At 36.5% G+C, this 21890-nt stretch carries 23 protein-coding genes; 14 read left to right on the top strand and 9 right to left on the bottom strand.

Translation table 11 applies throughout. The features are described from left to right. Window positions 1-23 precede the first annotated feature (23 nt). On the bottom strand, window positions 24-833 hold the full coding sequence (locus D0T08_RS01740) for a hypothetical protein (RefSeq protein WP_116980839.1): 810 nt from the start codon (window positions 831-833) through the stop codon (window positions 24-26). Window positions 834-1234: 401 nt separating this feature from the next. Between D0T08_RS01740 and D0T08_RS01745 the strand changes: the two genes are divergently transcribed. The 4 genes from D0T08_RS01745 to D0T08_RS01760 all read left to right on the top strand — a co-directional run bounded on the left by D0T08_RS01745 (window position 1235) and on the right by D0T08_RS01760 (window position 5900). Continuing rightward, window positions 1235-2509, top strand: coding sequence for an aminotransferase class I/II-fold pyridoxal phosphate-dependent enzyme (locus D0T08_RS01745; protein ID WP_116980840.1), 1275 nt, complete (start codon window positions 1235-1237; stop codon window positions 2507-2509). Between the two features lie 380 nt (window positions 2510-2889). Further along, window positions 2890-4374, top strand: coding sequence for a helix-turn-helix domain-containing protein (locus D0T08_RS01750; RefSeq protein WP_116980841.1), 1485 nt, complete (start codon window positions 2890-2892; stop codon window positions 4372-4374). 192 nt (window positions 4375-4566) lie between these two features. Next, window positions 4567-5229 (top strand): hypothetical protein, encoded by a 663-nt coding sequence (locus D0T08_RS27725; RefSeq protein WP_199538106.1) that lies wholly within the window; start codon window positions 4567-4569, stop codon window positions 5227-5229. 194 nt (window positions 5230-5423) lie between these two features. Then, complete coding sequence (locus D0T08_RS01760) at window positions 5424-5900, top strand: response regulator (RefSeq protein WP_116980842.1); 477 nt, start codon at window positions 5424-5426, stop codon at window positions 5898-5900. A 36-nt stretch (window positions 5901-5936) separates the two neighbouring features. On the opposite strand, the gene D0T08_RS01765 is transcribed toward D0T08_RS01760, so the two are convergent. After that, window positions 5937-6356 carry a response regulator gene (locus tag D0T08_RS01765; RefSeq protein WP_116980843.1) on the bottom strand — a complete coding sequence of 140 codons (420 nt, stop codon included), beginning with the start codon at window positions 6354-6356 and terminating at the stop codon, window positions 5937-5939. A 205-nt stretch (window positions 6357-6561) separates the two neighbouring features. On the opposite strand from D0T08_RS01765, the gene D0T08_RS01770 reads away from it, so the two are divergent. Beyond that, on the top strand, window positions 6562-7191 hold the full coding sequence (locus tag D0T08_RS01770; RefSeq protein WP_116980844.1) for a porin family protein: 630 nt from the start codon (window positions 6562-6564) through the stop codon (window positions 7189-7191). A gap of 89 nt (window positions 7192-7280) precedes the next feature. Here D0T08_RS01770 and D0T08_RS01775 read toward each other — a convergent pair whose 3' ends face one another. After that, window positions 7281-7649, bottom strand: a complete 369-nt coding sequence (locus D0T08_RS01775; RefSeq protein WP_116980845.1) for a hypothetical protein — start codon at window positions 7647-7649, stop codon at window positions 7281-7283. 255 nt (window positions 7650-7904) lie between these two features. Between D0T08_RS01775 and D0T08_RS01780 the strand changes: the two genes are divergently transcribed. The 4 genes from D0T08_RS01780 to D0T08_RS01795 all read left to right on the top strand — a co-directional run bounded on the left by D0T08_RS01780 (window position 7905) and on the right by D0T08_RS01795 (window position 11016). Beyond that, complete coding sequence (locus D0T08_RS01780) at window positions 7905-8582, top strand: MotA/TolQ/ExbB proton channel family protein (RefSeq protein ID WP_116980846.1); 678 nt, start codon at window positions 7905-7907, stop codon at window positions 8580-8582. A 27-nt stretch (window positions 8583-8609) separates the two neighbouring features. Then, window positions 8610-9014 (top strand): biopolymer transporter ExbD, encoded by a 405-nt coding sequence (locus D0T08_RS01785; RefSeq protein WP_116980847.1) that lies wholly within the window; start codon window positions 8610-8612, stop codon window positions 9012-9014. Window positions 9015-9329: 315 nt separating this feature from the next. Then, window positions 9330-10796, top strand: coding sequence for a CCA tRNA nucleotidyltransferase (locus tag D0T08_RS01790; protein WP_116981480.1), 1467 nt, complete (start codon window positions 9330-9332; stop codon window positions 10794-10796). A 7-nt stretch (window positions 10797-10803) separates the two neighbouring features. Next, the gene (locus D0T08_RS01795) at window positions 10804-11016 is read left to right on the top strand and encodes a hypothetical protein (RefSeq protein WP_116980848.1); all 213 of its coding nucleotides are present in this window, start codon (window positions 10804-10806) and stop codon (window positions 11014-11016) included. A 74-nt stretch (window positions 11017-11090) separates the two neighbouring features. Here D0T08_RS01795 and D0T08_RS01800 read toward each other — a convergent pair whose 3' ends face one another. Next, window positions 11091-12362, bottom strand: a complete 1272-nt coding sequence (locus tag D0T08_RS01800; protein WP_116980849.1) for a DUF2851 family protein — start codon at window positions 12360-12362, stop codon at window positions 11091-11093. 26 nt (window positions 12363-12388) lie between these two features. Continuing rightward, entirely contained in the window at window positions 12389-13225 is an 837-nt protein-coding gene (gene pyrF, locus D0T08_RS01805) for an orotidine-5'-phosphate decarboxylase (RefSeq protein WP_116980850.1), read from the bottom strand. A gap of 190 nt (window positions 13226-13415) precedes the next feature. On the opposite strand from pyrF, the gene rfbC reads away from it, so the two are divergent. Continuing rightward, complete coding sequence (gene rfbC / locus D0T08_RS01810; protein WP_116980851.1) at window positions 13416-13946, top strand: dTDP-4-dehydrorhamnose 3,5-epimerase; 531 nt, start codon at window positions 13416-13418, stop codon at window positions 13944-13946. A gap of 213 nt (window positions 13947-14159) precedes the next feature. Then, window positions 14160-14954 carry a tyrosine-protein phosphatase gene (locus tag D0T08_RS01815; RefSeq protein WP_116980852.1) on the top strand — a complete coding sequence of 265 codons (795 nt, stop codon included), beginning with the start codon at window positions 14160-14162 and terminating at the stop codon, window positions 14952-14954. 122 nt (window positions 14955-15076) lie between these two features. On the opposite strand, the gene D0T08_RS01820 is transcribed toward D0T08_RS01815, so the two are convergent. Next, entirely contained in the window at window positions 15077-15382 is a 306-nt protein-coding gene (locus D0T08_RS01820; RefSeq protein WP_116980853.1) for a hypothetical protein, read from the bottom strand. Between the two features lie 99 nt (window positions 15383-15481). Then, window positions 15482-16246 (bottom strand): UDP-2,3-diacylglucosamine diphosphatase, encoded by a 765-nt coding sequence (locus D0T08_RS01825; RefSeq protein WP_116980854.1) that lies wholly within the window; start codon window positions 16244-16246, stop codon window positions 15482-15484. Between the two features lie 326 nt (window positions 16247-16572). Here D0T08_RS01825 and D0T08_RS01830 point away from each other — a divergent pair, with 326 nt between their 5' ends. Genes D0T08_RS01830 through D0T08_RS01840 form a run of 3 tightly spaced genes read left to right on the top strand, consistent with a single transcriptional unit; the run spans window position 16573 to window position 19550 of the window. Next, on the top strand, window positions 16573-16950 hold the full coding sequence (locus tag D0T08_RS01830; protein WP_116980855.1) for a response regulator: 378 nt from the start codon (window positions 16573-16575) through the stop codon (window positions 16948-16950). A gap of 60 nt (window positions 16951-17010) precedes the next feature. Beyond that, complete coding sequence (locus D0T08_RS01835; RefSeq protein ID WP_116980856.1) at window positions 17011-17793, top strand: MBL fold metallo-hydrolase; 783 nt, start codon at window positions 17011-17013, stop codon at window positions 17791-17793. A 20-nt stretch (window positions 17794-17813) separates the two neighbouring features. Next, window positions 17814-19550 carry a VRR-NUC domain-containing protein gene (locus tag D0T08_RS01840; protein ID WP_116980857.1) on the top strand — a complete coding sequence of 579 codons (1737 nt, stop codon included), beginning with the start codon at window positions 17814-17816 and terminating at the stop codon, window positions 19548-19550. 133 nt (window positions 19551-19683) lie between these two features. Here the strand turns inward: D0T08_RS01840 and D0T08_RS01845 are convergent, their stop codons facing one another. Further along, window positions 19684-20844: a hypothetical protein gene (locus D0T08_RS01845; protein WP_116980858.1), complete on the bottom strand. Its 1161-nt coding sequence runs from the start codon at window positions 20842-20844 to the stop codon at window positions 19684-19686. Beyond that, window positions 20841-21812: a DUF2157 domain-containing protein gene (locus D0T08_RS01850; protein WP_116980859.1), complete on the bottom strand. Its 972-nt coding sequence runs from the start codon at window positions 21810-21812 to the stop codon at window positions 20841-20843. The genes D0T08_RS01845 and D0T08_RS01850 overlap by 4 nt, the downstream gene beginning before the upstream one ends. Window positions 21813-21890 lie beyond the last annotated feature (78 nt).

Genomic DNA, 21890 nt, shown 5'->3' on the forward strand with positions numbered 1-21890 from the left:
CCAATATTGATAACAAGCGTAAACTAAGATAGGTAATTACGATAGATAATGCTTAGCTGATAGCGAAGATTAAGGATTCTCAGAGAAATCATCTTAACAATATGCGTATTTCTTAAGAATTTCAGGAATTTAGAAACAATTCCTACATAGTTTGGTACAGAAGATTTATCATTCTGATTGATAGCAATGCTCCAGGTAATACAGAAATATGCCAATGCATTGGTAATGTCCATTAATGAGTGAACAAGCGGATTCTGATTGATAAAATGGAATTCGCTATAGAAGACGTCTTTTATCAGAATAAGGGTTACGCCTGTAAATCCAATCCAATAGCTCTTTCTAGTAACCGGGCGGAAATAGCCTAATACTACCAATACGAATAACTCGAAAGCATATAGTACTGTAATTAAGAAGACTGTATCCGGGATAACTTTTAGTAAAACGAAGCCAAAGAAGAAGAAAACGAATCCGGCAGGAATAGCTAATTTAAGCAAATTTTTGCGCTCCAGGTTATATACGTGTGTTCCCTCTTTCTGAAAAATAATGATATAAACCAGATGCACTATACACGCCAGAGTTATCTGTGTCAACTCACCGTTATTTTTATAATTCAGGTAAATAGAAATATCAGAGAACCCGCCTAAAATACAGGCAAAATACATCAGCTTGTCAACGCCGGTAGTTTCCCATTTACGGGCAAACCCATAATAGACGCCAATCATGGGCATCAACATTGTTGTACCCACAAGCAGAGCTATGCGATGCTCATTTAAGAACGCATAGATATTGAATATTACTAATATTCCTAATAATATAGTAATAACCCTTTGCATGAGTTAGAATAACAATTATATAAGGTTTGGACAATAAAAAACACCGCTATTAACAAGTCCTGATTCTCCTGACAATGATAAGATTTAAAACTTGAATATCAAATAATAAGGGAGGTTTTAATCCGGACGTTTTTAATAGAATGCTTCATGGCTTATATTCTATCAAAACGCGTGCTAAATATATAGCATTAAATTTATTTTTTTCAAAAATATTTAAAAAACTTTTTAAGCGGATGTTCAAAAGTCTTTTTTTTCGCCCACTTATCCATTATTTTACTCCATTTATCGGTTGCGAAAGGTTTTCCTAAATATTGGTACATTTTTTGACAATCTTTATATCCGAAAATAAGTCCCTATTTTCCAGGAAAATTAGCCATTACGATAACCTAAAAATCAATTTTATGAAAGATTTGCCAAAACAAATGTTGTATGTGAACGATGTTTTCAGCAATGCTCGAGACCTCGGACTCATTCAGGTAAAAGCGCAACAAGATGAGGAGTCAAGTCGTAAGATTTCAATAGATGGTAAGTCTTACATCAGCTTTATGTCTAACAATTATCTTGCTTTTGAGAATGACGAAAGAGTGAAAGAAGCAGCTATTGAAGGCATTAGAAAATACGGTATGCAAACTTCCATTTCAAGAATGTATATGTCGTTTGACCACTATCTTGAATTAGAAGACAAGCTGGAAAAGATTTTTGGCTTACCCACATTTCTTGCATCAAGCACCACACTCGGGCACTTTGCCTATCTTCCCGTTATTATTGGCAGAAACGATGCCATCATCATGGATCAGTTTGTTCATGAAAGCGTTCAACTGGCAGTAAGCACATTAAAAGCCGATGGCTACCATGTTGAAATGGTAAAACATAGCCAGATGGACATGTTAGAGAGAAGAATTAAAATGTTGAGCGAAAAGTATGACAATATCTGGTACATGGCTGATAGTGTATACTCCATGCATGGAGACGCAGCTCCGATGAAAGACATCGAAACTTTACTGAATACTTACGATAAATTTAAAGCGTATATAGATGATGCTCATGGTATGAGTTGGATTGGAGAGCATGGTAAAGGTTATGCCTTGCACCATATTCCACGCCATGAAAAAATGTATGTGATTACCTCTTTGAATAAAGGTTTTGGTGCATTTAGTTCAGCTTTGGTTTTCCCGAATAAGCTTACAAAACAGACAGTTTACAACTGTGGAGGTGCTTTAAGATTCTCTGCTCCTACTTTGCATGCTGGTATTACAGCAGCCTCTTGCATTGCAGATATTCACTTGTCAGACGAGATATACGAAAGACAAATGCGATTGAATGAGCTGATAACTGTTTTCAAGCAAAAGTCTAAAGAGTTAGATTTACCGATCATCAATTATGCACATACCCCGCAATTCTTTTTAGGTTTGGGTAGTGTAGAATTATTGATTCGTTTCTCACAATTCCTGATGAGTAAAGATTTCTTATTAAGTCCGTCAACTGTACCTGCTGTACCTGTAAAACACTCAGGCTTCCGAATTTCTTTAAGCCTTTATCAAACTGTGAATGATGTAAAGAACTTACTTGATTTATTAGCAGAATATATAGAGGTGCTAGAGAAAGAGGGCTCATTTAATAAAGAACAAGTGCTGAAAGGATTCAAAATGAGAGATAAACAACGCCATTTGGTTTAATATAGCTTCAATTAATCTAAAATAAACACGAACCTCTGTTGCCAAGGCGATGGAGGTTTTTATTTATTTAGTGATTTAGCGCTTGAGCGCCGCCGCTGCGGTGAGTTAGTGATCAATTGTGAATTAGCGGATGTTGAATTAGTGAATAATTACGAGTTAGTGAATGCGGACGCCGCGCCGTTCACAATTAAACCATTCACGATTAACCAATTCACTCAATCACTCAATAGTTCTTCTTAGTAAATTAATAAAATTGTCTTTCTTTTATCCAATTATTTAGGCGTGTCGTCAATTTTTACCTATCTTTAACAGCACAAACATCACTACGACAAACTATTAAGTATTTTTACTTAACTACTAAAATTACCAGAGATTATTAAATGAGCCTTAATACCGATAATATCCGCCTTGTATTCGGACTAAAATTAAAACAACTGCGAATTGACAAAGGTATGTCACTGACCGACCTGGCGCAAAAATCGGGGCTGTCGATGTCATATATTAATGAAATTGAAAAAGGGAAAAAATATCCCAAATCAGATAAAATTGTGGCGCTGGCCGATGCAATGGGGGTTGATTACGATAGTCTGGTCTCGTTGAAACTCAATAAAAAACTCGAACCGATTTCTGAGCTGCTCGCTTCAAACTTCCTGACTGAGCTTCCCTTTGAAATTTTTGGTATCTCCCCCGCTGACCTCCTCGAATTGCTTTCAGGTGCTCCGACTAAACTCAGTGCTTTTATCAGCACTATTATAGAGATTGGTCGTAACTATAATATGACTGTTGAGCAGTTTTATTTCGCCGTGCTAAGGTCGTATCAGGAAATGCACGATAATTATTTTCCGGAAATTGAAGATAACGTCGACCGTTTTTTAGCAGAACATAAAATTGGCTCTGATCAACAGGTTGATGAGTTTTTCTTATCTAACCTGCTTACCGATAAATACGGATTTACGATTAAGTACTTTGACGAAGAAGATTATCCGCATATTGCTAATATACGATCGGTTTTTTTGCCTAAAACTAATACGCTTCTGATTAATAAACGCATTACTTCAGACCAGCGAGCGTTTACACTAGGACGTGAATTAGGTTTTCTGTATATGAAACTGAAAGACCGTCCCTATACGTCGTCGTGGGTAGAGGTTAAATCGTTTGAAGAAATACTCAATAATTTTAATGCTTCTTACTTTGCAGGGGCAATTCTGATCCGCAGAGAAAAACTGATTGAGAAGTTAGAATATCTCTTTAACCAGACTACCTGGAACGATAAAGTATTGGTTGATATGGCAGAACATTTTCAGGCAACACCTGAAACACTTTACCACCGCATTAGCAATATATTGCCTAAATACTTTGGTATTGATGGTATTTTCTTTCTGCGCTTTGAAGCACCTACTGGAAAGAAAGATTATCACCTGACCAAAGAAATGCACCTGGCCCGACGACACACACCCCACGAAACACAACAGGAGCATTATTGTAGACGTTGGATTTCGTTGAATATTCTGGATGATGTGTCGGATGCACAACTTAAAGGCGAAGTAAAAGAGCCATTGGTAGGTGTACAAATATCCAACTATGTTGACTCCAAAAGCCAGTATTTTGTGATGTCGATGGCACGTCCGCTAAATATCATTTCACATCTGAATATCAGCGTAACGATGGGTTTTGAGATGAATGATGGTTTGAGAACCAAACTCAAATTCTTAGACGACCCAAAGATTGTCACCCGTGACGTAAACCAAACCTGCGAACGCTGTAGCCTATTTGACTGCAAAGAACGTGTTGCGGCTCCGGTTATTCTGCAAAGAAAACGCCAGATAAAGCAGATGAAAGAAGCCTTGAAAGCGATGGAGGGGTGATCAAATAAAAATTTTACTAGCAGCCCTGATAATTTTTTATTGGGGCTTTTTTGGTTATTATTGTCATATTAAATAGTAAAATTTATGCCCCTTGTTAGATGTTCAGCACAAAAGAGTCAAACTCTAGAAGAATTTTATAATGAATTTATTAATGAGGAAACGACTGATTTCGTTTTCGAATCTGTAAAATCTATGCTATCTTTTATTTCAATGGTAAATAAAACTTTTCTGGAAACACCACTATATGGATTAACATCATTTAGTATACTCAATATCTTGCAAGCTGATGACTGGAAAAGCGAATGGTTTATATCTGTCCGTAGCATTGAAAATATTTTTGAATTTGAATATTTAATACCAGAAACGAAAAGTCCATGGAAGAATGCGAATATCAAAGCACAAGCTAACACTATTGAAGAAGCAGGAGATTTGCTAATTATTGCCATGAAAGAGAGTGAGGGTTGGAAAAATAATAAAGAATTAAGGAAGCTCTACAATAACCTAAAAGCCAGAAAAACTGAAAATCCTAAATTTAAACTATGGCTGGAATTTGAGACAGTTGACCCAACTAATTGGGATATTGAAAATGAGTTTTGCAATATACATGTAGATTTAGAAGATGGCAGACATTATGGATTAAATGTCTGGACATACAAGTTTTTGAAAACATCCATTAACGATGATAAAAAATCAGGTAAAAATTTACATGGGTTATACCAGATACCACCGGATTTATTCGTCAAAGAACTTACCAGAGAATGTATTGAAAAAGCGATCGAAGACTTACTTAAAATTGACGACCTGGAAAAGGTTTTAAATCAGGGCATTTATTCTTGGAGAAATGACCTTGCTTAAAACCAATGCTCCCAGCCTCACTTATTCCCAATATCCAAACGATACCTCTCGTCTGGTAAAATTATAAATATATAATTGCTTGTATTTTACTCCCAATCAAAGTTACAAAACCACCTACCAATGATATTAATGCATGCAAACTGTGTATAAAGGCAGTTTTTTAAATAATTACCTTGCTGTAAATTCCTCTTTGTATGAAATACTTATTAACCGATAATTACGCTCCTATAAAAGTCTTATTGGCAGAAGATGATGAAGATGACCAGTTCTTTTTCTCTGATGCCCTTGCCGAACTTCCGTTCCCAACAGAATTGACCATTGCCAGCAATGGGAAAGACGCTGTTGAAAAACTGACACAGGCAGAGAGCAAGCCTGACATTATCTTTTTAGATTTGAATATGCCTAAAATGAATGGGAAAGATTGCTTAAAATTCATTCGTATGGACAAAACCTTTTGTTCTATTCCTTGTATTATTCTGAGCACTTCTTCTGCACATACAGAAATAGAAGAAACCTACCACGCAGGAGCCAACCTGTACATCCTCAAACCTAATGAAGGCAGTAATCTATTGAAAATGGTGAACAAAGCCTTGAAACTGGATTGGAAAGAAAACTTCACTCCCAAAAAGGAATTATACTTTTTATCGGAAAGAACGCTTCAAAGAGCCTGATAAGTTACTGAAATTACTAAATAAGGTAATTTATGATTAAGTATTGGGATGTTTACAAATAGCCCAATATGTCAGTATTACGCGCATATGATTCTTTATTTCTTCAAAATCATACTCTTTCTTAAAAAAACCCTGTACCGTAAACTGCATATACGCCTCATTCACTAATTTCTGACTAGCTGAAGTAGAATAAAACACAAAGGGGATACTCTTTCTACGTAATTCAAGGTTAGTATCTATCTGCCGTTTAAATTCCATACCATTTTGTAAGGGCAGATTTATATCGCATATAATAATAAACGGACTGTCTTTAGTGGTGATAAGATATTGCCAGGCATCAATACAATTCTTAAACCAGATAATGCCATTAGGAAGTTTTAATTCATTTATAACTTCTTCGAGGACATCCTTATCATCGGTATCGTCTTCTATTAATATAATTGGGCGTGCTTTCATAGTTGTGTCGATTTTCTTAGTATAACCACTCAATAAGAAAATAGTTTATAATTATCTTTATTTATTCGGTTCTTTTAGCCCAATTCTGCCGCATAAAGAATTTAGATGAAAAAAGGCTGGCACAGATATTTTGTAATTCATGCTGGAGCTTTCCAAAAAACAGAAATCAATGTATTATTAATTCACAAGCTTTAATTCTAAAATCATGAAAAAAGTATTTTTTATTGCAGCAATGGCGCTTTTGGGGATCAATTCTTATGCACAGGAAGGAGGTTCAAATTCCATCCATCTTGGGGTAAAAGCGGGTTTAAATTACTCAAATATCTACGACTCAAAAAATGATGAGTACGATGCTAATGGGAAATTCGGCTTAGCAGCGGGTGGGTATCTTGCCATTCCGATTGGGAGATTTCTGGGTATTCAGCCTGAAGTAATATACTCGCAAAAGGGTTATAAGCAATCAGGCAGTGTTCTGGGCAGTGGTTACGACTTTACCCGTACATCTCATTATCTTGATGTTCCGCTACTGGTTTCTATTAAGCCTACCAGTGTTTTAACTTTTCAGGTTGGTCCGCAGCTCTCTTATCTGATGAGACAGAAAACGACGATTAATAGCGGCTTGGGAACTGTTGTAGACGAAGACGATTTTGATAATGATAATATCCGCAAAAACACCTTGGGTGCAGTTATCGGGGTCGATTTCAATTTTGATAAAGTTGTTTTTGGCACAAGAGCAGCTTGGGACTTACAAAATAACAATGGCGATGGTACATCAACCAACCCACGTTATAAAAATGTAGTAGTACAAGCTACACTTGGTTTCAGAATTTTTTAAAAGAAGAAATAACTATAAACCCTTGTAGTTGAAAATTGTCGATTACAAGGGTTTGTAAATTTATGTGGCTAAACGTTACTGAATATTCATCAACTCCCCCACTGCTGCACAACAATCCCCAATTGTGTATCTGTCAATGCAAATTCTTTTGCCCCCCATGGGCGAAGTGTAACTTTGCTGAGGTTGGGATGAAGCAAATGCGGGTGCGATGCCGAAACTTTGGCATAAACTTCCTCAATATTATCAGTTACCAATCTTAATTCAGGATTATGTTCTTCTGCCAATAATTTGTCCTGAAAAATATTTATGCTCAAATCACCTTTTGAAACTACGCAAAATGGTCTCCGAGTATTTATCTCATCATATGCTATTCTAAATTCCAGACAATCCACAAAAGTAATTAATGCATCACGTATATCGATGTAAAAAATATTGGGTACCAGTTTGGTAAAATTCATATAAATAATAGATTTACGTTAATTATCTGATTAATTCCTCAAATGTAAATAGAATATAAATACACTATTTTGTTGTCGTTCGAAATTGATTGAAATCAAGAAACAAGAGCTTATTTGTACATAAAATCTTGTACTAAACTAATTTCATTCTCAACAATAGTATGAATCTTCTGCTATACTTTAAAAAAAACGCTAACTTGCATACTAAATTCAGCTTTCTTAATGTTTATAACGAAAACCTATATTCTTTGCCTCATGCTACAACCAATTTTGCTTCAAGTTCCAGACTCAACTTCAACTGCAGCAAATGCCGAATCAATTAATTATTTAAGCTTATTATTGAAAGGTGGTATTGTTGTTTATCCATTATTATTCTTACTGTTTTTGGCCATATTTTTCATCGTAGAGCGCTATCTATTTATCAAGGCTGCCTCTAATATTGATTTTGGCTTCCTGAGAACATTAAAAGACAATATCTTACGCGGCGACTTACGTACAGCCATTACCTTATGTAAAAGCACTAATCTACCTATTTCACGTATATTGGAAAAAGGTATCACACGCATTGGCCGCCCTGTAAAAGACATTGAAAGTGCCATGGAGATTCAATCGAATCTGGAGATTTCCAAAATGGAAAAGAATATGGGTTACTTGGGGCTTATCGCCGGGGTTGCTCCTATTCTCGGTTTCATTGGTACTATTTCGGGTATTATCCGTATTTTCTATGATATTGCCACTACCGGAAACTTTACTATCGAAATCATTGCCAATGGTTTATACGAAAAAATGATTTCATCGTTTACGGGCCTTATCGTAGGGGTAATTGCTTATGCCGGTTATCATGGTATTAATATGCTGATTGATAAGTTTGGTATTCATTTACAAGCAACTGTAATGGATTTTCTTGATACGCTTAATGAGCCGGCAAGATAATTTTTCACCCATCTGATTTCTATACCAATGAAATTAAAAAGACAAAGACGATTTGAAGCTGAAATCTCAACAGCGTCGTTGAACGATATCATGTTTTTCCTGTTGTTGTTTTTCCTGATTATATCTACTTTGGGAAATCCGAATGTAATAAAGTTGCTTTTACCGAAATCATCAAAATCATCGCATGATGTAAGCAAGCAACCTATATCTTTGACGATTACTAAAGATAAAGTTTATTATATTAATAGTACACCTGTGCCGTTCCCTCAATTAGAAGAAAGATTAATAGCAGCCACCGCAAAAATGGAAGAACCAACCGTAGTTTTAAGAGCAGAAAGCTCGCTAACTGTACAGGACCTGGTTGACGCTATGTCTTTGGGAGCTAAGCTCAAAATAAGGATGGTATTGGCTACCGAACTTAACAAACAATAAGCATTAAATTGATACTCATACTGAATAGCCGATAAAAATATCGGCTATTTTTTTTATATCTATCTATTTAAACACGATTCCTTATTAAATTGCAACTTTTCTAAGTTATTAAAATGTTAAAGACAAACTTGCTGTTTTTAATGTCTTGAACTATGCCGCGATGGTGTATCGTTTTAACTGATTTTAAGATTCTGCTGATTCATTTAGACAAAATAATCAGAGTAAATCTTGATCTAAATAATTATTGCATGTTATACTTCAGTCTAATTATTTAATCAGGTCAATCAAAGTTTAGGACAAAATCACAACTATATGATGAATTTTAAAGAACACATATCTAATGAACCAATTTTTGAGGTAATCGCCCGTTCGGCTACTGAACTGGGAGTAGAGGCGTATGTCATTGGTGGATATGTAAGAGACTTGATACTGAACAGACCCAATAAAGATATTGACGTGGTTTGTTTAGGTAGCGGTATCGGGTTAGCAGAAAAAGTAGCCAGCAAATTAGGCGATAATGTACATGTAAGTTTCTTTAAGAACTTTGGCACTGCACAAATCAAATCTGATGATCTGGAGGTAGAATTTGTAGGTGCCAGAAAAGAATCTTACCGATACGAATCACGCAAGCCTTTGGTAGAAGACGGTACACTTGAAGATGACCAGAACAGACGTGACTTTACGATTAATGCCCTAGGTATCTCTTTGAATATCAAAGATTTCGGGCAATTGATTGACCCTTTCGATGGAGTGGCTGATATTCAGAAGAAAATCATCCGTACGCCTTTAAGTCCGGAAATTACCTTTTCTGATGACCCTTTGCGCATGATGCGTGCTATTAGATTTGCTTCGCAATTAGGCTTTGATATTGAAGGTATAACTTTCGATGCCATTTCGGCTATGAAAAATCGTATCAGCATTGTTTCGCAAGAACGTATTACCGAGGAGCTTAATAAGATTGTATTATCGAAAACACCATCGTATGGCTTTAAACTCTTGTTTTATACGGGCTTGCTACAAATCATTTTTCCTGAATTCTGTGAATTGCAGGGAGTTGAAACCCAGGATGGTAAAGGGCATAAAGATAATTTCTATCATACCTTGCAAGTGTTAGATAATGTAGCTCTCAAATCAAACGATTTGTGGTTGCGTTGGGCAGCTATTTTGCACGATATTGCTAAACCCGCTACCAAGCGTTTTCATCCAAAAGTGGGTTGGACATTTCATGGACATGAAGAATTAGGGGCTAAGATGACACCAACCATTTTCAGAAAATTAAAACATCCTTTGGATGCTAAAATGAAGATGGTGAAAAACCTGGTAAGACTGCATTTACGACCCATTGCTTTGGCAAAAGATGGGGTATCAGATTCAGCACTGCGTAGGTTATTATTCGAAGCAGGTGATGATATAGAATATCTGATGATTTTGTGCCGGGCTGATATTACTTCCAAGGATATGAGCAAAGTAAAGCGCTACTTGGGCAACTTCGATAAAGTGGAAGAACTATTGATAGAGTTGGAGGCCAAAGATAAGCTTCGTAATTTCCAACCAGTCATTACCGGAGAAATTATCATGGAAGTGTTTGACTTAAAACCATCCCGCGAAGTAGGTGATATAAAAGTTGCTATCAGGGAGGCTATTCTGGATGGTACTATTCCGAATGACTTTGATACGGCTTACGATTTTATGATTGCCGAAGGAGAGAAATTGAATTTTAAACCAGTAAAAAGTAAAGAATATATAAAGGAATTCATACATTCACTTGAACCCAAATCTTGATTTTTTTATGAATAATGATGAAAACGCTAAGTTTAAAAGAACTTTAGGAGGAATATTAACAGGGATAGGCTTAATACTGTTGCTTTTTGCCTGTGCCGCTTTTATGTCGAGTAATAATAGACTGATGGGATTTGATGTAGAGGGTGCCAGAAAAATTGCACCTGCTATATTAGGTTTTATTCTGATGATATCAGGGATTAGTCTGATTAATAGGGCTTAAGTTTATTAAAGCTGAAATAAACAAAATGCCTTATAAGTTGTATATAAGGCATTTTGTTTATGAAAATGTAAAACTTACTTCTTCAAAATCTCTATTCCAATGTTGCATTGCAGGCATTTCTTCTGGCTGCAGAAATTGTTATATAATTCAATACCTGCCTGTGCATCAAAAGCTGACTTTATTTCCAATCCAAGATTCTTCCACATATCAATGATATGATTACTCTCAGGTGGGAATGATTCCAGAAATGCAATAGCTCTATCCATATATATCTGATTATCCATTTTCTGCGAGTAGCACGCCAACAGAGGGATAACCGTATTAATTAAAAGATTATCTATTGAATCTTTACCCAAGCCCTTACTTTTTCTTTCTATCTTTTTATCAAAATGATAATGTTCCAGCCAATATTCTGATTGTTTAATTTGTAAGGTCATGCGCAAATCCTCAATAGATTCGGTCTGGGTAAACAATGAGAAAAAGCTCTTTTGCAAGGTAATTAGCTTTGCTAACTGAGCAATTCTGATAGTTGGGAAGTTGGCAGGACGAGTACGAAGTAGTTTCCATTCGTGCGAGTCAAGCATTTGGTCTTTTAAAGAAAACTTGGAGGAAAAAAACTCATACTCTTGAATTAATTTCTTAGAATAATCATCGGCTTCTGTCAACAATCCTGATTGTCCGAAAAATATAGCTTCAATTTGCGTCAGATTATCCCGATGCTTCTGTAATACTTTTAAAGGAAGATTCTGAGCTAATCGCAGAAATGCTTCAGAATTTATTTTAAACCCAAAGTTTCTGGCCAATAACTGATAGGTGGTTTCTTCCCAATCTCCCTGGTTCGCCTCCAACAATTCTCCTACAATCTTTGCTTTTTGAATCAGTCTTTTAGTTAAAGCTTTATCTAAAGTTGCAATTCTGGCCAAGTCTGAGACGCTCTTAAACTGTGGTGCACAAGGAATTATATTTTTATTAACAAGTAGTGCCTGATATTTAGTTAATAAATTAATATTAGTTATTGGATTTAACTCTAAAGTTGGAATCTCACTGCCATCTTTTCTTAAGATTGGCTTATCATGCTCCCATACAACATGCAAAATCACATTGTTATAGGCACCATCATACTGGTGATTATGGTTGTTCCAATCTGACGATTTAATATGAATCTCTATATTGCCTGCCCATTCTATTTCTCCAATCTGTATTCTTGCCTGCGAAAAATCAGGGCCTGCGTCGGTATTCAAAATACCAGTTTTCAGAACCTTAATAGATTCATGATTGGTAGTTCGCAGCAAAGATTTGTTAAATTGTTGAAATTGCCAGAGGTAGTGAATAAAAGCTTCTGTCATGTTAATATAAACCTTTGACTAAAATATTATACAATTGCTGAAAGGTACTTTTCCATTTCTTGTTGTACTTTTTGTGCTTCTTTTCTAGCCCTAGCTGCAAAATCTTCTCCACTCGAAGCATAAATAATCGCTCTTGATGAATTGACTAAAAGCCCGCATTGCTTGTTCATACCATAGCGGGATACCTCTTCAAGACTTCCACCCTGTGCTCCTACTCCCGGTACTAATAGAAAATGGTCAGGAACTATTTTACGAATCTCTGCTAGTTTATCGGCTTGGGTAGCTCCTACCACGTACATCATCGATTCACTATTACCCCACTCCTGCGATTTTGTCAATACCTGTTCATATAAAGCTCTTTGCTCACCATCAACCTCCACTTTCAGGTGCTGGAAATCGTTGCTGCCTATGTTAGAGGTCAATGCCAACAATATCACCCACTTTCCATCAAATGCTAAAAAAGGCTGTACCGAGTCGCGACCCATGTAAGGTGCAACCGTTACCGAGTCAAAATCAAAGCAGGAAGAGTTTTTATCAAAAAACGTACGTGCATATAGTTCAGAAGTATTCCCAATATCCCCTCTTTTAGCATCTGCTATGGTAAAACATTCTTTGGGAATATAATCCATCGTTTTTTGCAGGCTCTCCCATCCTTTTACCCCCATAGCCTCATAAAATGCAATATTTGGTTTATAAGCTACAGCATATTGGGCAGTAGCATCTATAATCTGGCGATTGAATTCAAAAATTGGGTCTTCGGTTTGTAAAAGGTGTTGTGGTATTTTTTTTAAATCAGTGTCAAGCCCTACGCACAAGTAAGATTTCTTTTTTAAAATTTGCTCAAAGAGTTGTTGTTTGGTCATACGGTAGAAAAATTTTGACAAATTTCCTTAATTCTGTCGATTTAATAAGAAAGTACCTTGAAATTATTTAATAAATATTACTTTTGCATAAACTATTGCTTAATTGAAAGCATAAACAGTGGCTAACATTGCTACTACCGCGAATTGACATAGTTCTATACGGTAATCTAAAAATCGAATATAAAGAATAATGGAGTTTAGAAAAACATCTATAGAAGGATTAATAGAAGTTCTGCCTCGTATTTTTGGCGATGAAAGAGGATATTTTTTAGAATCTTACCATAAAGAGGCTTTTTCTAATAATGGTATTCCTTTTGAATTCGTACAGGATAATCAATCTTTATCTTCGGCAGGCGTTTTAAGAGGCCTGCATTTTCAGGCGGAGCCCCATGCACAAGGAAAACTGGTAAGAGTAATTATAGGCAAAGCACTTGATGTGGCTGTAGACTTACGCCCGGGCTCCCCTACCTTCGGAAAGCATGAGAAGTTTCTATTAGATGCAAAAACCCAGAATATGGTATATATACCCGCAGGTTTCGCTCATGGATTTTTAGCCTTAGAGCAATGTCTATTTACTTATAAATGTACAAATTTCTACAATAAAGCCTCTGAAGGCGGTATTATCTGGAATGACCCGGACCTTGGTATTGACTGGGGGATTGAAAACCCGAATATTTCTCAAAAAGACCTTGAATTGCCTAAATTTAAGGATATTTTCTAAGAAAAATCCAGGTGGTAGTTTGTCATAAATGATACCAACTTTATCATCTTTCAAATATTTTTTTTTTAAGCTACTGTTATTGAGCGTTTGCTACCGCTTAGTATATTTCTACTGCAAATAGGGTGCTTTGGCACGGTGTTGGTTTACATTTGTAATCAATAGGAAGTTCCTTTGATTGAATCCTGAATTAAGCCACAAAACAACGACAAATCAATGTTTGAAACATTGTTCAAAAAACCTCTATTAGGAAAAAATAGTGCTTTTACCCAACACCCTTTGACAGTCGATGTACACGCTCATATTCTACCCCACTTAGATGATGGAGCGTCTAATGTCGATCAAAGTATTACAATTATACGAGGCTTGCAAGCCCTGGGGTACAAAAAGATTATTGCTACGCCACATGTGATGAGTGGTTTTTATAACAACTCATATGAAGACATTCTTCAATCGCTACATCTTCTGAGAAGTATTTTAAAGAGAAACAACATCAATGTTGAGATAGAAGCCTCGGCAGAGTATTACTTAGAAGATAATTTATTCAGGTCAATCGAACGCGGAGAGATATTATCGTTTGGCAATCAAAAGAAATATCTCCTCTTTGAAGCGTCATTTATTGCCAAACCAGCTTATCTGATTGAATCAGCTCATCGGATTCAACAGGCAGGCTATATTCCGGTATTGGCACATCCTGAGCGCTATATTAGTTTGAATAATATTGATACGCTTACCCGTTTATTATTCAATGGAATTCTTTTTCAAGTGAATATTGGGTCATTAACCGGATATTATTCTAAGCAAGCACAGGAAATGGCAGAAACTCTGGTAAAGAAAAATATGGTGGCATTTTTTGGCACCAACTGCCATAATGAAAGCCAGTTGAAAGGTATAAAAGCAGCCTATGAATTGCCTTATTTCCAATATGCAGCCAAAGAAAACGTATTGAACAACTCATTAATGGAAAGTGAGACACAGTACTGGTCGACTAAGATGTATGCCAGAATTTAATGGTGTAGTAAGTAGTATCTGTCAACTTATTTAAGCACGAATTCGTTTATCCCATATTCGTTTTCGTGCTTTTTTTCAATAAGATTGTCATAACTATCTATAGAAGTGCTACAATCTGTTTCTTAGTAAAAAACCAAAAATTCATCTCTAAACTCTTCTGATAAGTCTTTGACATAAGTATATCTGCCAATCTCGTTTTTGCTTGGAGAAAGAGAAAGATTTAAAGTCGCTTCGAATTTATGGTCATGTTCAAAGTTTTTAGAAAAGACAATTTTTATATCCCTTTTGTATGCCTGAATAGACTCTAAAGGCACCCCAATTTCGTCTTTTAGGAATTCGTTCTCCTTGTTATTAATACATAACATATAACCTTGTATAGCTTTATTATAAAGCTCCGTAAAATAGTTTTCACTAACCTGGATTGTCATTTGTAGGATATTTAATGTCTCATTATTGTATCGAAAATGCTATAGAAGATTATCTTAAATTTTTATGACTCAAGCCAGGCGTTCCGATACCACCCTGTATTATGGTTCTGCAGATGTCAGCACAACATCTTTCCCATCAAAAACAGCATAACTGTCATAAAATATCCAATCGCCGAGGTTAATATAACGGGCTGTTGGAGTGATTTTTTTATCAACTTTGGTATGTCGGTGCCCAAAGATATAATAGTCGTGGTGTTCTTTTGCTTCTATTTCTTTTGAGTAGCCTACCAAAAACTCTTTATCATCGCCCAGATACTGTTCTGGTTCTCTCTTTTTTCGCCAGCTATGCTTACTCCACAGATTGCCCAGGAATAATCCCAGATTTGGGTGCATCACTCTATCGAATAAAAAACGAGGCAGTTTGCCTTCAAAAATTACCTGTAAAAACTTATAGCCGTAATCGCCTTTGCCCAATCCGTCACCATGTCCAATGTAAAACTTCTTATTATTAAATACATAGCTCTTGGGTCTACGTATAGTCGTTACGCCTAATTCTTTTTCGAAATAATCGGTCATCCACATATCTCTATTACCTAAGAAGACAATTATTTCGATTCCTGAATCTGCTAGTTCAGCCAGTTTACCCATAAATCTTACATAACCTTTAGGCACTACTCTTTTGTATTCAAACCAGAAATCAAACAAATCACCTACCAGAAAAATAATTTCGGCATCTTGCTTAATGTCATCCAGCCAGGCTACAATTCTTTTTTCACGATTAAGGCTTTCTGTATGAGAGGGTGCTCCTAAGTGGAAGTCAGAAGCAAAATATATCTTTTTTCCGAGCGATAAGTTTCGATTCAAGCGTATAATTTTGGAGGTCGAAAATCTATAATTCAAATATCTTTGCAAAAGTACATATTTTATCAGGCTTTAGTGAAATTTGATTTGTAAGTTGTTTAGGATTATTCCTTACATTTAAAAATATGTTGTTTTGGCTACGCCTGCATCGAATAATTTAAACCCCGAAAGGAATTCCATAGCGATGCTATGTTTTCATTATTTGATTTGTCTCGCTCAAAACACCCTATTTTTAAAAAAGTAACGAAAATCCTAAACAACTTCTTTGTTAAAAATCTTCTTTCCTTATCTTTACACCAAAATAGCATAGACCAAACTTAAAAACATATATGCCTTCAATGAAACGAGTATTGATAGCCGAAGACAGTTCAGTAATTCAGAACTTAGCCAAGAAAATTTTGGAGTTCCAGAATTTTGAAATCACCGCTGTAAAAAATGGAGAACAAGTAATGCAACTGCTTGAAAAAGAAGACTTTGACATTCTGCTTCTCGACATTAACATGCCTATCATGGATGGTATGGAGTGTATCAAGGCTATTCGTGAGTTGAGCGACAAGAAAAAGGCTAATGTTCCAGCAGTGGCTATCACCGGAAATGCTAAAAACTATTCTGAAGACGATTTCAAAAATGCAGGATTCAACGACGCTTTAATGAAGCCTTTGAATTTTGACAGACTCGTAACAGTGGTAAAAGGTTTAACAGAGTAGCTATCAAGAGTTTTAATTATCCGGTAGTAATCTCCAGAGATTGCTACCGTAATCTTCAGCATGCAAGTAACTTTTCTCGGAACAGGTACCTCGGCGGGTGTTCCCGTACTTACATGTAGATGCGAAGTCTGCAATTCACTCGATTTCAGAGACAAGCGTCTGCGCGTATCTGTTTGGATAGAAGTGAATGGCAAGAGTTTTATCATTGATACCGGCCCCGATCTAAGGCAACAGGCGTTGCGCGAACGAATCTCCCAGCTTGATGCCATTATCTATACCCACGAGCATAAAGACCATACTGCCGGACTTGATGATGTTCGTCCATTTAATTATCTGAACGGTATGCGCCACGTTAATCTCTATGGGCATCCAAGGGTATTAAATCAATTAAAAAGAGAGTTTGCTTACGCTTTTGAGGACATAAAATATCCGGGCGTGCCATTACTCAATCTACAAGAAATTTCAACTGATTTGCAACCTTTTGTAATAGAAGGCGTTGAATTTACACCTATTGAAGTGCTTCATCATCGCTTGCCGGTGTTAGGCTTTCGGGTAGGTGATTTTACTTATATTACTGATGTGAATTACATTTCTGAAGAAGAAATGGAAAAGGTTTACGGAAGTAAAGTATTGGTCTTAGGTGCTTTGCAGCATGAGCCGCATATCTCTCATTTTAATTTAAGTCAGGCTATTGAAGTGGCTCAGAAAATTAATGCTTCTACTACTTATTTTACACATATCAGCCATAAACTAGGCTTACATGCAGAGGTAGAAAAACTACTACCTGCCAATATGCGTTTAGCTTATGACGGCCTGAAAATCAGCCTACCGAACCCTTTATAAAGGTATATTGTTTTTTGAGTATGGCAGAGCAAAACGAGCTTCCCCCAAAATATTATCTCGAATACTTTAATTATCTGTTGGATTTTGTCCAGGAGAAGTATCGTCATATTCTTAATGAAAATGAATGGCGTTTTTTGCGTAAATATTACTGCCTGAGCGAAGATGCTCAATGCTTATTTATTCGTTTCAGCAATCGCAAAGGCTTATTCTTTAAAGTCAACAAATTAGCGTATGCCGAATTAACTGATATTCCTGCATTATTAAATGAGTTGCTCGATAGAGGATTTATAGAGCCTATCCATGCCGAAAAGCATGAAACTTTCAGCAAAGAATTGCTGGGTATTTTTGGCAAAGATGAATTGGTGAATCGTTTTACTAAAATAGTAGCAGCAACTGCAGAAAGTACCCCCAAAGCTGAAAGAATCTCTTACAAAAAACTCAAAAAAGATGAACTGGTAGAAACACTTCTGAAAGCCTTTAGTTTTGAAGAAATTGTAGATGCTATTAAAGATTTAGAGCCTGTTGTTAAAGTATGTTATGAGTTTGAAGTGACTTTTATGAAGTTTCTTTTCTTTGGCAACCGTTATCTGGATATGACAGAGTTTGTGGTACGCGATTTAGGCTTAATACAATACGAAAGCCACGATGATGATAAATTGGTAGCCCGATTTAATACCCGCAAAGATGCTGAAGACAAATGGTTGATTACTGACCAGAATGACCTCTTCTCTCAATTAAAAGATACTGCTTCACCACTCGAAGTCTATGACTGGTTTATGAATTTTACGGATTCAGTTAATGATTTAAGTGAAGTAGCTAAGCCCTCCTACGAGAGGCTTATCCTGAAAGTCGGGACGTATCTTGAAAAGAGTAAACTTTATGATGAAGCATTAAATACTTTCCGCCTTACCGAACAAGTACCATCCAGAGAAAGACAGGTGCGAACACTGCAAAAATTAGGGTATATTGATGAAGCGCTTTCGCTTTGCCAATTAATGATAGAGTTTCCGAAGAATGCTGACGAGCGGTTTTATGCGACTGATTTCATGAATCAGATTAGCAGCAAAAAGCGAGTACATAAAAAGAGTACAACCTCATGGCTACACCAGTCCGAATCCATTACGATTTCAGAAGAGTTCCGGCATCAGGTAGAAATGGGTGTGGCAGATTATTATATCAATCAGGGAAAAATGGCAATTTTTTCTGAAAATCATACGTGGAGGGCTATCTTTGGCTTAATCTTCTGGGATATTGTCTTTGACCCAAGTCTGGTTGCTTTCCACCACCCTTTTCAACGCCGCCCTTCTGATTTATATCTTCCTGATTTTTATGAAAAACGCCAGGATTTAATCATCAGTCATTTAGAGAGTTTTGATAATATCCAGACACTACTGGTATATATGGGCGAGCGATACGAATCAAAATTTGGCATTGCTAATCCTTTTGTGCCTTGGCTTGAAGAGATATGGATAATGGTCAGAAAAGCGGTGGAAGTTATCAATTTTGAATCATTAAAGAAGATTTTGCACGAAATGTCTAAAAATCTGGTAGAAAATTTACGCGGTTTCCCTGACTTATTCATGTGGGATGAGCATAATAACGAATATTGCTTTGTAGAGGTGAAATCACCTACCGATAATCTATCGAATCAACAATTATTCTGGCTACAGTTTTTTAAAGAGGTTGGTGTGAATTCTAAGGTTTTGAGGGTTTATTGGGAGAAGCCTGCGGAAGAAATGAGTGATTTAGTGATTTAGTGATTTAGTGATTAAAATTTTAATCACTCATTAAGCTAAAATATAAGTTTGTGATAATTCAAAACCAGCCGTAATAGTAAGTAAGCTACTAAAGTAATCACTAAATTACTCATTCACTAAATCACTCATTCACTCAATACTTATCTCCACTCCCCCCACCACCAAAATCTCCACCACCGAATTTCATTTTTCCACCTTGTCCTCCTTGATGCGGTAATGCCTGGCTAACCAGGAACGCCTCAAAATCTCGATATTTGCTAGTTTGGGTCTGTTGGTAAGTTAAGCCCCATTTTGGTGTACGCAAAAACCATATTCCCCACACCGAAAAGCCTACCAAAGCTGCACCTCCTAAAGTTAACGCCCATTCTAGTGGCATAACAGAGAAATAGTAGCGATAGGTAAATATCGAAAAACCAAAGGCTGCCAAGCCCACCATTACCATCTTTCTATCCTGATTTTTCAGGCCAAAGAACAAATAGACAAATGGAATAATAACCGTAAATAGATAGAATAATGATGCAAACGAAATTTGCGATGAATCAGTTAGACCGTTTAGAAGCGCATTGCCCTCTCGCACCACCATATAGTTTCCACCCAGATAAAAGGTTATCAGGCTACCTGTTTCAATACATATCTGTGCATCGGTATAATAGCATGAATTATCTTTCTTTTTCCACCAATTGGCAAAAACATAGCTAATGACAGATGCCCCCATAATCACAAAAGGTACAATTAGTTTGCCAATGGGCCATTCAATAGTAAGCGTAAACCAGAAACATATCCATACGACAAAAATGGCAATACCAACAAAAGGATCGCCATATCTTAACAGGAAAGGAATAAAAATAAGTAACGATACAAAGTAATACGAATAAAGAGACAATTTGAAATCGGTAAAGGCAAAGACGGCAGTCAGAAATGAACCAATCGCCACATAAAGAAAAGCATTATCAGTACCGGAGCGATAGAGTTTTCTGGTTCTGATAAAGTACTCTAATAAAAAAACCAAACTAACACCATATATCACGGAAACAACACCTAATCCTATACTTGTTTCTATCAGAGATGAGAGGAGTGTTACTGCCAGAAAACCAAAAGTAGCAGAAATAGCCAAGTTGGTAAAAATAAAAAGTCCGAACTCGATAAAGATATTGGGCTGATAAAACTCTACCGGAAAAAGCTTTTGAGCTTCGACATACTGTTCCTTACTCAACACTTTCTCATCATACCACTCTCTGATAATATCCTGATTATCTATATTATCAACCCATGTTTCGTTATATGCCTTTTTCATTTTTTTAGTCCAATCATTTGTTTGATATTAATCAAGAACACCACAATCCCAACAGCAGAAGCCATAAAATAGAACATATATAAGGTAAAATCAAGCCTCTCTATCCATTCAGCCTGGAAAATCCAGTAGGTAATGGCTATATACCCGTAAATTACGCCCATCAGCATAAAAAGATAGGATTGCGCTCGGCGGGCATACCAGATACTGCCATAGCTTAGAACGGCCATTACTAATAAATAAACCAATTTCATATCAAACTGAAATAATCCTGCCAGGGTTGCTACAAAAGCAATGTTAAAGCCAAAGATGAAGTAGGTAAATGAAAAGTGTTTTTTCCAGTTTTTATATTCACTCAAGCCACCCATGAGTATCAAAACTACACCCAGCACGATGGATATATGAGTAATATCTGCTGTTGAGAAGTTTTTTTGTTGCCAGAGTTTAATAGGGGCAATATTTACCCCAACCCACGAGGCAAATGCTGTAATAGCCATGGAAAGAACCCCTCTGTGGTCGAAGCGATAAGCTAAAAAGAAAAACAGTACTGCGGGTAAAAATGCCGCTAAGCCATAGCGTGTACCAAAAACATTGTATTGGTATTGCAGATAGCCTTCCAGGGTCAGAAACATCACGCAAGCGCCCAGAAGCGCAAAATCATCCAGTTTTTCTGTTTCTATTACCTCATCCCAGGTGAAAGGCTTACGATGTTTGAACGCATAATACAAACAACCTAAGAAAGCGAGTACGATTAAGCCAATCAAAACATTATGACCTATTGAATCGATGTTTTCGTAGATAACTACCCCTAGCCCTGCCCCTAAAAGCGTGATACCTACATACAAAAATGTTCGCAACTCCCAATGCACCGAGAAAGGCTTGGTTTGCTCGTAGGTTGCAATTTTTGCCAATTGTTCTTCGGGAATAATCGCTTTCTCTACCAGAGTTTTCAATAGTTTTTTGTATTCCATAAATAAGTCTGGTTAGTTTCTTTTTTAGTCGGTGAACTTATTGAGTGATTGAGTGAGTTAGCGATTGAGTGAATTAAA

This window comes from Emticicia sp. C21 (genome assembly GCF_003418935.1).
GTDB lineage: Bacteria > Bacteroidota > Bacteroidia > Cytophagales > Spirosomataceae > Emticicia.

Bases quoted from the DNA above. Each gene is read 5' to 3' on its own strand.
- pyrF (WP_116980850.1), bottom strand. From the start codon at position 13,225: ATGACCAAACAACAACTCTTTGAGCAAATTTTAAAAAAGAAATCTTAC.
- D0T08_RS01800 (WP_116980849.1), bottom strand. From the start codon at position 12,362: ATGACAGAAGCTTTTATTCACTACCTCTGGCAATTTCAACAATTTAAC.
- D0T08_RS01845 (WP_116980858.1), bottom strand. From the start codon at position 20,844: ATGAAAAAGGCATATAACGAAACATGGGTTGATAATATAGATAATCAG.
- D0T08_RS01795 (WP_116980848.1), top strand. From the start codon at position 10,804: ATGAATAATGATGAAAACGCTAAGTTTAAAAGAACTTTAGGAGGAATA.
- D0T08_RS01790 (WP_116981480.1), top strand. From the start codon at position 9,330: ATGAATTTTAAAGAACACATATCTAATGAACCAATTTTTGAGGTAATC.
- D0T08_RS01785 (WP_116980847.1), top strand. From the start codon at position 8,610: ATGAAATTAAAAAGACAAAGACGATTTGAAGCTGAAATCTCAACAGCG.
- D0T08_RS01770 (WP_116980844.1), top strand. From the start codon at position 6,562: ATGAAAAAAGTATTTTTTATTGCAGCAATGGCGCTTTTGGGGATCAAT.
- D0T08_RS01765 (WP_116980843.1), bottom strand. From the start codon at position 6,356: ATGAAAGCACGCCCAATTATATTAATAGAAGACGATACCGATGATAAG.
- D0T08_RS01840 (WP_116980857.1), top strand. From the start codon at position 17,814: ATGGCAGAGCAAAACGAGCTTCCCCCAAAATATTATCTCGAATACTTT.
- D0T08_RS01850 (WP_116980859.1), bottom strand. From the start codon at position 21,812: ATGGAATACAAAAAACTATTGAAAACTCTGGTAGAGAAAGCGATTATT.
- D0T08_RS01820 (WP_116980853.1), bottom strand. From the start codon at position 15,382: ATGACAATCCAGGTTAGTGAAAACTATTTTACGGAGCTTTATAATAAA.
- D0T08_RS01760 (WP_116980842.1), top strand. From the start codon at position 5,424: ATGAAATACTTATTAACCGATAATTACGCTCCTATAAAAGTCTTATTG.
- D0T08_RS01830 (WP_116980855.1), top strand. From the start codon at position 16,573: ATGCCTTCAATGAAACGAGTATTGATAGCCGAAGACAGTTCAGTAATT.
- D0T08_RS01745 (WP_116980840.1), top strand. From the start codon at position 1,235: ATGAAAGATTTGCCAAAACAAATGTTGTATGTGAACGATGTTTTCAGC.
- D0T08_RS01775 (WP_116980845.1), bottom strand. From the start codon at position 7,649: ATGAATTTTACCAAACTGGTACCCAATATTTTTTACATCGATATACGT.
- D0T08_RS01815 (WP_116980852.1), top strand. From the start codon at position 14,160: ATGTTTGAAACATTGTTCAAAAAACCTCTATTAGGAAAAAATAGTGCT.
- D0T08_RS01835 (WP_116980856.1), top strand. From the start codon at position 17,011: ATGCAAGTAACTTTTCTCGGAACAGGTACCTCGGCGGGTGTTCCCGTA.
- D0T08_RS01740 (WP_116980839.1), bottom strand. From the start codon at position 833: ATGCAAAGGGTTATTACTATATTATTAGGAATATTAGTAATATTCAAT.
- D0T08_RS27725 (WP_199538106.1), top strand. From the start codon at position 4,567: ATGCTATCTTTTATTTCAATGGTAAATAAAACTTTTCTGGAAACACCA.
- D0T08_RS01750 (WP_116980841.1), top strand. From the start codon at position 2,890: ATGAGCCTTAATACCGATAATATCCGCCTTGTATTCGGACTAAAATTA.
- rfbC (WP_116980851.1), top strand. From the start codon at position 13,416: ATGGAGTTTAGAAAAACATCTATAGAAGGATTAATAGAAGTTCTGCCT.
- D0T08_RS01780 (WP_116980846.1), top strand. From the start codon at position 7,905: ATGCTACAACCAATTTTGCTTCAAGTTCCAGACTCAACTTCAACTGCA.